At 69.3% G+C, this 5,659-nt stretch carries 6 protein-coding genes; 4 read left to right on the top strand and 2 right to left on the bottom strand.

The window, feature by feature from the left end; all coding sequences use genetic code 11:
• A partial coding sequence (locus FL311_RS40640) for a hypothetical protein (protein ID WP_228557415.1) occupies positions 1 to 344 on the top strand: 344 nt, incomplete at its 5' end.
• Positions 345 to 359: 15 nt separating this feature from the next.
• Here the strand turns inward: FL311_RS40640 and FL311_RS40635 are convergent.
• A complete protein-coding gene (locus FL311_RS40635; RefSeq protein ID WP_141333004.1) occupies positions 360 to 1,391 on the bottom strand; it encodes a peptidylprolyl isomerase in 1,032 nt (343 codons plus the stop codon).
• Between the two features lie 181 nt (positions 1,392 to 1,572).
• Positions 1,573 to 2,616, bottom strand: a complete 1,044-nt coding sequence (locus tag FL311_RS40630) for a hypothetical protein (protein WP_141333003.1) — start codon at positions 2,614 to 2,616, stop codon at positions 1,573 to 1,575.
• 282 nt (positions 2,617 to 2,898) lie between these two features.
• On the opposite strand from FL311_RS40630, the gene FL311_RS40625 reads away from it, so the two are divergent.
• The 3 genes from FL311_RS40625 to FL311_RS40615 all read left to right on the top strand — a co-directional run.
• Complete coding sequence (locus tag FL311_RS40625; protein WP_228557414.1) at positions 2,899 to 4,434, top strand: hypothetical protein; 1,536 nt, start codon at positions 2,899 to 2,901, stop codon at positions 4,432 to 4,434.
• A 200-nt stretch (positions 4,435 to 4,634) separates the two neighbouring features.
• Positions 4,635 to 5,174, top strand: a complete 540-nt coding sequence (locus FL311_RS40620) for a TetR/AcrR family transcriptional regulator (protein WP_228557413.1) — start codon at positions 4,635 to 4,637, stop codon at positions 5,172 to 5,174.
• An 11-nt stretch (positions 5,175 to 5,185) separates the two neighbouring features.
• A partial coding sequence (locus tag FL311_RS40615; RefSeq protein WP_141333002.1) for an MFS transporter occupies positions 5,186 to 5,659 on the top strand: 474 nt, incomplete at its 3' end.

Genomic DNA, 5,659 nt, shown 5'->3' with positions numbered 1-5,659 from the left:
GTCGAGAGCCACCCCAGGGCCCGTGGGCGCGCTTCCTGGACTTCATGGAGCTGACCTCCCCCGAGGGCAAGTGGGGGTGGGGCCTGGTGCTCGGCCTGCTCGTCATCGGCTTCTGGCCGCTGGCGCTGCTGGGCGTCCTGGACGTGAGCGGGACGCCGCGCAAGGTGCTCGTCGCGCTGGGGCCCGCGTCCATCTGTCTGGGATTGGCCCTGCTCGTGCTGGTGTGCGGCTACCGGTATGGCGGGTCGCTGCGCCTGTCGCGCGGCAAGACCTGGGGCCTGGCCGCGCTGTTCGTGGGGCTGGGCCTGGCGGGGGCCGTGGGCCTGTGGTTCAGCGAGAGCTGAGCCCCGAGGGGGCGCTCAGCCCGCCTGGTCCGCGCCCTCGAAGGTGACCTTCGCGCGGTTCATCACGTACTCCACCGCGAGCAAATACCAGCCCATCTCCGCCAGCCGCTTCGTCGTCTCCGGGGACTCGCGCAGGGCGGCGTGGGCATCCGCGGCGGTGAGCCCGAAGGGCTCCATCTGGAGGGCCACCAGCTGCTCGAGCTTCTCCGGCGTCAGCTGGAGCTTGTGCTCCTCGGTGATGGCCTTCAGCACGATGCCGATGTGCAGCCGCCGCTCGGCGTCCGCGCGCGTGGTGTCGTCCGTGAGCCAGCCCTCCAGCGCCTCACGCTGCTCGTCCACGTCGAACTGGTGGTCGACCAGGCCCTGGCCCTCGGCCTGGACCCAGCGGCGGCGCAGCTCCTCGTCCACCAGCGCGCGCGGCAGCTCCACCGGGGCGCGCTGGATGAGCTCGTCCAGCACCCGGTCCCGCGCCTGCACCCAGAGCTCGGCGGCGCCCTGGTCCTCCAGCTCCTCGCGCAGGTGGTTCATCACCTCGTCCAGCGTGGCGCCCATCCCCAGCTTCGCGAGGAACTCCGGGTCGCTGTCCGGCAGCGGCGTCACCTCGTGCGCTCCCAGCACGTCCACCAGGAAGCGCGCGGGCTTGCCCCGCAGCGACTCCACCGGGTAGGTGTCCGGCAGCTCCAGCGCGACCTGCAGGGACTCGCCCACCTTGCCGCCCTCGGCCAGCGACTCGCTGAGCCCGGGCAGCATCTCGATGGGCGCCAGCTCCGTCGTCAGGCCGAAGCGCGAGGAGAAGGGGATGAGCCGGCCATCGCAGTAGCCCACGATGTTGAGCTTCACCTCGTCGCCCAGGGCCAGCGGCTCACCCGCCTGCCGCTCGCGCGAGGGGGAGACGGCGCGGTGCTTCTCGTGGAAGGCGCGCAGCAGGTCCTCCTCCGTCAGGTCCGGCGGGGTGGGGACCACCACGGAGATTCCCTCCAGGGAGGGCGCGCTCACGGTGGGCACCTCCAGCGCCTTGGCGGACACGAGGCTGACCACCGGGCTCATCTTGAGGAGCCGCTCGACGCCTTGACCTGCTCCTTGAGACCCTTGCTTGCTGCTCACGAATGCTCCCGGGAGATAGGCCTGCCAGCGTCCGCGCCAATGGGGAGAAAAGCGACGGCTCGGCATGGACCAGGGCATAGTCCAGCCGAGCCGCTCTGACAAACCCCGCGATGGGGTCGCTGCGCTAGAAGAAGGCGCCCACGATGCTGGACACCGTGGAGACCGCGGCGCCCACCTGGCTGACGATGGGGATGTTGGTGGCGGCGGCGACGGAGCCCACCGCGGTGATGACCGACGTCACCTTCTTGCCGGTGCTCGCGTTCTTGTCCATCAGCGTCGCGCCCGCGTTGGCCACGTCGACCGCGGCGATGGCCACGTTGACGCCCGGGGCGAAGCGGCCCAGCGTCTTGGCGGCGGTGCCGGCGGCGGCCTTCGCGCCCTGCTTGAGCGCGGCCTCACCAACCTCCGAGCCCGCCGTCTTCAGCAGCGCCTTGGCGGCCGTGCGCGGACCGGTGCCCAGGCCCTGGGCCAGGGTGCTGGTCGCCTTCGCCGTCTCGGAGGCGGCGGCCTTGACGGCCCGGCTGACGCCCTTGGCCGTGCCACCCTCGAACAGGCTGGTGGTGGCCGCGTTCTTGACGGCCTTGAGCACGTCGTCGCTGGCGTTGGGGAGCGTCTTCTTGAACGCGTCGACGGCCTTCTTGCCCGCCTCCAGCTTCTCCTTGAAGACGGTGCCGCCGAGCACGCCGCCCATCACCTTGCCGCCCACGATGCCGCCCGTCGCGGCCGTGATGCCCGCCTTGGTCGCGTCCAGCGAGGAGCGCGTGGCGGCGAGGATGTCGTCCTTGCTGCCGGTGCGGATGGCCTGGCGGATGTCCTTGATGGCCGTGGCGCCCGACATCACCGCGCCGGGGATGCCCGCGTAGCGCGCGGCGGCCTTCATGCCGGCGCCCAGCTTCGTCAGGCCCTTGAACTCACCCGCCTTGTAGGTGGGGTTGCTGACGAAATCGAGGTTCTTGCCCGTCAGCAGGCCCTCGGCGCCGTTCTTGATGTTCTTGATCTGCTGGAAGGCGTCCTTGCCGTACCCGAAGGCCTTCGCGCTCTGGGTGGCGACCGCCGTGGCGCCCTTGATGAGCTCCTTGTTGTCCTCAACGGTCTTCTTGACGTCCTGCACCGTCTTCTGGACGTTCGTGCGGACGGTGTTGATGGTCTTCCGGATGTCGAAACCCATGGTGGGGCCTCACGAATTCAAAAAAGAAGGAACTTGCCGGGATTATCGCGATCAGCCCGCGGGAGTTGCGTCGGGGTCGGCCCGAAAACCATATTGAACGGATGGTTTTTTATCCTGACTCCGTGTAAAAGCCGGAACTCCACAATCACCCTCATTGAGCACGTGTCCTGGCGCCCCCCGGCCCGGGCCGCGGCAGGGAGCGGTATGCGCAAGCTGTCCATGGTGGGCGTCATGTTGTGCGGAGCATGGGTCTCAGGCTGCGATGGCGGGCTCCAGGAGCCCATGTCCCAGCCTCCTTTGGGGGGCGCTGGTGGCACCGCGGCCTCCGTCTCTTCCAACCGCCAGGCGGTGGTCTCCCCCGCGCTCGAGGCGGCGCTCGCCTGTGTCGAGGGGTACGTCGCGGCGGGGACGTGTGATTGGGCGCACTGGAGCGAGATGTGGGAGACGTGCAGGACGTACGAGCACGCGGAGCTCGAGGACGGCCTGTTCCTGGAGGAGGTCCAGTCGGACGCCTGCACGGCGGACAACTGGGCCGCGCTGCGCGCGAAACTGCTCGCCCCGCGTCTGGCGCCCGTGGTCCTGCGCGACGACTGTCACGGCGACTCGACCATCCTCCAGGAGTCCTCGGCCAACGGTTGTTACGCGCTCCCCGCCGGGGCGGGGGCCTCGTACGTCGACGTGGCCATCGGCAAGGCGGTGACGCTGCATGCCGGGGCGGACTGCTCCGGGGACTCGGTCACCGTCGAGACCAGCGCCAACCTCTGTGAGACCTCGTTCGCGAGCGGCGCGAGCGCGAACGACGGCGTGCGCTCGTACCGGGTCCAGGACGTGGAGGCCCCCGCCTCGCCCTACCGGTACACCTGCTCCGCGTCGGAGCCGGCGTGCGTCGAGAACCACAACAAGCGGCTGGGCGCCATCAACAAGAAGCACACCGTCAAGGTCGTCCGTGTGACCTACGCGGGGCGGAGCACCCCCTCGCTGTCCGACATCCGCAACAACGTCCGCGACCTCTACTCGTTCTTCGGCGTCGCCTCGGGCGGGCAGGTGGGGTTGGAAATCACCGCGTCGCAGACGGTGGAGGTGACGAGCGCGAACTGCTCGAAGGCGAAGAACCAGGCGGTCCAGAAGGCCCGCTCGAATGCGTTCCTGACCGTGTACTCGATGCCCAGCGGCATGTGCTCCGTCTCGAACGCGGGCTCCAACCGCGTCTTCCTCAAGGGGGGCCTGTTCCGTGACTATGCCCACGAGGTCGGCCACGTGCTGGGGCTGGCGCACGGCAACACCCGCAACCCGACGACGGGCGAGGTCAACCACTACGGTGACTCGAGCACGTACATGGGCAGCAACGGCTCGGACAACTACAACCTCCCGCAGCTGCACTGGCTGGGGTGGACGAAGAAGGAGGACCTGGTCCAGGTGAACTCCGTCGTCGACAACGGGGGCACCGTCGACATCACGCTCCGGCCGGTGGGGCGCAACGCCGAGAGCAGCAGCCCCCACCCGCTGGGGGCTGTCTGGGACATCCCCGGCACGGACCAGCGGTTGTTCATCGCCGTGCCGAAGCCGCGCCTGAATGGTTCGAATCAAATCGAGGGCGGCACGGTGTTCGTCTATCGCGCACCCAAGTGCGTGGGCTGCACGGGCATGGCCATGGGGACCATGGTGATGGCGCGGTTCGGCGCCGAGTCCGTCAACGAGCACGAGGTGCAAGGCCTGTTCATCCGGCCGGTGCCTCCCAATGATGACTACGTCGTCATCCGCGAGGACGGCAAGAACATCAAGGTGTTCAACTCCGTCACGCTGCGCATCCGCAGGTAGCCGAGGGGGCGCGGCCGGGACGGAGGCGTCTGGTTCGTCCCTCCGTCCTGGCCGTTCTCGGGAACAAAGTCGTTCCGGTCCGTGTCGATATGTACGAACGTACGCAGGGGGAGTCCTCCCGCGTGTCGTGTGCGTACGAACCTTCGATTCACGCTCCGGGGCGCTCACGTCGAGGCCCTGCCGTGGCAGGAGTCTCCGTGGTGAAGCGCCGCAGTGACCCGGACCGACGCGACCGCATCATCGATGCCGCTCTGCGGGTCATCGCCGAGGGAGGGGTGGCGGGGACGTCACACCGGCGTGTCGCCGAGCGGGCGGACGTGCCGCTGGGGTCGATGACCTACCACTTCACCAGCATGGATGAGCTGCTTCGCGAGGCCTTCACCCGCTTCGCCGAGCGGGTCAGCGAGCGCTTCGCGGCGCGGCTGTCGGCGGTGGAAGACCGCGAGCAGCTGGCGGCGGCCATCGTCGAGCTGGTGCACGAGGACCTGGTGGCGGGGCCGGATGACCTGGTGCTCACGCTCGAGCTGTACACCCTCGCGGCCCGGAAGCCCGCCTTCCGGCAGATCACCCACGACTGGATGCGCCGCAGCCGCGCGGTGCTCGAACGCCATGTCGACTCGCGGACGGCCCACAAGCTCGATGCGCTGATCGAAGGGTTGTTCATCCACGTCAGCCTCGACGCCACACCGCATGGCCGCGACGTCACTCGCGACGCCGTGCTCCGATTCCTCACATCCTAGAGCCGCTCCTCATGACTCCTGCTTCTCCTCTGGCGGGGCCCCAGGCGCACCGCGCGGCCCGCCTCGCCGTGGCGGTGCTGTTCCTCACCAACGGCGCCATCCTGGCCAACCTGCTGCCGCGCTATCCGCAAATCAAAGCGGACCTGGGGCTCACCAATGCGCAGTACGGGCTCGCCATCGCGTCCTTCCCCTTCGGGGCGTTGATGGCGGGGCTCGCCGCGGGAGCCATCATCCGTCGCTTCCGCTCGTCCCGGGTCGCTGTCGCCGGCACGGTGCTCACGGGGCTGGGCCTGCTGCTCGCGGGCCTCGCGCCCTCGTGGGCCGCGCTCGCCGTGACGTTGTTCCTGGCGGGCAGCATGGACGCCATCACCGACGTGGCGCAGAACGCGCATGGCCTCCGGGTGCAGCGCCTCTATGGCCGCTCCATCCTCAATTCGTTCCACGCGCTGTGGAGCGTGGGCGCGGTGGTGGGCGGGCTCATGGGC

It is taken from the genome of Myxococcus sp. AB025B (genome assembly GCF_006518215.1).
In the GTDB taxonomy this organism is placed as follows: domain Bacteria; phylum Myxococcota; class Myxococcia; order Myxococcales; family Myxococcaceae; genus Myxococcus; species Myxococcus fulvus.
The sequence above is the reverse complement of the archived record's forward strand: the minus strand, read 5'-3'. Positions and strand labels throughout refer to the sequence as shown.